3 protein-coding genes are annotated in these 2,402 nt (G+C 45.8%); all 3 read left to right on the top strand.

All coding sequences use genetic code 11. The annotated features are described in order from the left end of the window. The first annotated feature begins 98 nt into the window (after window positions 1-98). The 3 genes from F6K49_RS41630 to F6K49_RS41620 all read left to right on the top strand — a co-directional run bounded on the left by F6K49_RS41630 (window position 99) and on the right by F6K49_RS41620 (window position 1,980). A complete protein-coding gene (locus tag F6K49_RS41630) occupies window positions 99-653 on the top strand; it encodes an L-lactate permease (protein WP_293107066.1) in 555 nt (184 codons plus the stop codon). A gap of 78 nt (window positions 654-731) precedes the next feature. After that, the gene (locus F6K49_RS41625; protein ID WP_075901518.1) at window positions 732-1,268 is read left to right on the top strand and encodes a helix-turn-helix domain-containing protein; all 537 of its coding nucleotides are present in this window, start codon (window positions 732-734) and stop codon (window positions 1,266-1,268) included. 31 nt (window positions 1,269-1,299) lie between these two features. Further along, window positions 1,300-1,980, top strand: a complete 681-nt coding sequence (locus F6K49_RS41620; protein WP_293107062.1) for a transposase — start codon at window positions 1,300-1,302, stop codon at window positions 1,978-1,980. The last annotated feature ends 422 nt before the right edge of the window (window positions 1,981-2,402 follow it).

The following is a 2,402-nucleotide window of genomic DNA, read 5'->3' as shown; positions in this document are numbered from 1 at the left end:
GTCAAGCTCCAGCTATCAACTTATCTCACAATACTAATTTAGATAGCCGCCAGCTAGCAAAAGTAGATTAACTATTGTTAATACAGGAGACAAATGTCTTGGAAATCATAATTGCTACTATGCCTTTGTGGGTAGCCATAGTAATGCTAGTGGTATTGCAGCGACCAAGCCAACAGGCAGGACTTGCTACTTTGATAGCTGCTATGGGATCAACACTACTATTTCCTGTTTTTCGTTTGTTTCCTGGGCAATTACTACTTGCTTTGGTCAAGGGACTTGCGACATCACTATCAGTTTTCTATGTGCTATTTCCCAGTTTGCTACTTTACTATCTGCTCAAGTCTGTAGATGGTATGAGCCTTTTAGGACGGGGTATTGCTCGTTTAGTTCCTGAGCGAGACTTACAGGTGTTGCTGCTAGTGATTGGGTTCGCTCCTTTTGCCGAGTCAGTTAGTGGATTTGGAGTTGGTACCATTTTAGTCATTCCACTGTTTCTCGCACTAGGTTATAGTTCTGCTCAGTCAGCTATACTGGGTATTTTGGGTCAAATGGCTGTACCTTGGGGAGGATTAGCGATAGGTACAGTTCTTGGAGCGGAAATAACTAATCTAGATCCTAGTGCAGCGCGGCAGAAATACTTGAGCAGCTGCTGATAATGGTAAAATAGAAGGATGAACTGCTTACCTACTCGATGCTCAGCTTACCCTATTGTACTCTTCACAACTTGTGCTATGCCTGACCCCCATCCCCTGAAGATTAAATTATCACAGCAACAGCGAAGTTTACTCGAACAGTTAGTGCGTCGTCACAGTAGCCCTCAAGGATTAGTGGAACGGGTGAGGGTCATTTTATTGGCTGCCGAGGGTATGAATAATACTCAGATAGCTCAAAAGTTGCAACTCGCACGTAATACTGTGCGAACCTGGCGAAAACGCTGGTCTGTTGCGACCGAGCGTTTGATAAGTATAGAAGCAAAGGGTATCACTGACAAAGAACTGCTACAAATGATGGTAGACAGTTTAGGGGATGCACCACGACCAGGTACACCAGCGACATTCACCACGGAGCAAGTAGTACAGATTGTTGCTACCGCTTGTGAGTCGCCTCCGAGTTTTGGGCGTCCGGTGAGTCACTGGACAACCAAAGAATTAACCTCGGAAGTAGTTAAACGAGGCATAGTGGAGCAGATTTCTCAACGCAGTGTGAGGCGTTTTTTAAAACGAGGCGACTCTACAACCCCATCGAAGTCGTTATTGGCTCAACGCTAACCCGGATGACCCAGAAGAATTCAAACAACAGGTGACAGCTATTTGTCAGTTGTATGAACAAGCTCCAACTTTGTCAAAACAAGGGGTTCATCTAGTAAGTACCGATGAGATGACAGGCATCCAGGCACTTGAACGTGCGGCTGAGACTTTACCGATGAAACCAGGACGCATTGAATGTATTGAATTTGAGTACATTCGCCATGGTACAGTGAGTCTGATTGCTAATCTGGAGATTGCTACAGGAAAAGCGATCGCTCCTACGATTAGTCCAACTCGTTTTGAATGTGACTTTGCTAACCATATTGCCAATACCATTGAAACTGACCCAGATGGGGAGTGGATTTTTCTGGTTGACCAACTCAACATTCACAAATCAGCTTCCCTGGTGCGACTGGTTGCTGCTTGCTGTGAAATCGACACGGACTTAGGGGTCAAAGAACAATTTGGTATTCTCAAGTCCATGGCAACTCGTGCTGCTTTCTTGTCTGATGCCAGTCACCGTATTCGTTTCGTCTACATCCCAAAGCATACCTCTTGGTTGAATCAGATTGAGTGTTGGTTCAGTATTTTGGTCAGGCGCTTGCTCCGCCGTGCCAGTTTTACCTCTACTGTGGAATTAAGCGATCGCATTCTAGAATTTATTGATTACTTCAACCGCACTATGTCCAAGCCTTTTCAATGGAAGTACAAAGGAGGTCAACAGGTTGAGTAATCTAATCTGGTGGCAGCTGAGATCATGTCCACCTCAAACAGCCTGAGTTATGTCCAACCTTGTACCAAAGGTGCCTGCCTTGATGATGTAGTGTCAGGCTGTTGGGGATTCTGGTACAAGGTTGGGAGCAGTTTGGGCTACCAAGTTAAGGCAGGACTTGAGAAACTCAAGGAGAGAGTCAGAGTTGAGAACTAGTTCGCGGCATAGTGCCGCGAACTAGTTCCTTTTTTTGAGAAGACATCATGCCCTCAGCTGGTTCACTGTTACCGTGCTCATTGCATCCTCAAGGGATGGGGGTTAGGCATAGCCTAGTTGTGAAGAGTGTAATCGGATGAGCTGAGCATCGAGTGGGTCAGCGGTTCATCCTTCTGTTTCACCATTATCCGCAGCTGCTCAAGCATTTCTACCGCGCTGCACTAGTA

This window comes from Moorena sp. SIO3I6 (assembly GCF_010672095.1).
The sequence above is the reverse complement of the archived record's forward strand: the minus strand, read 5'-3'. Positions and strand labels throughout refer to the sequence as shown.

Coding starts and splice junctions, on each gene's coding strand:
- F6K49_RS41625 (WP_075901518.1), top strand. CDS start 732: ATGCCTGACCCCCATCCCCTGAAGATTAAATTATCACAGCAACAGCGA.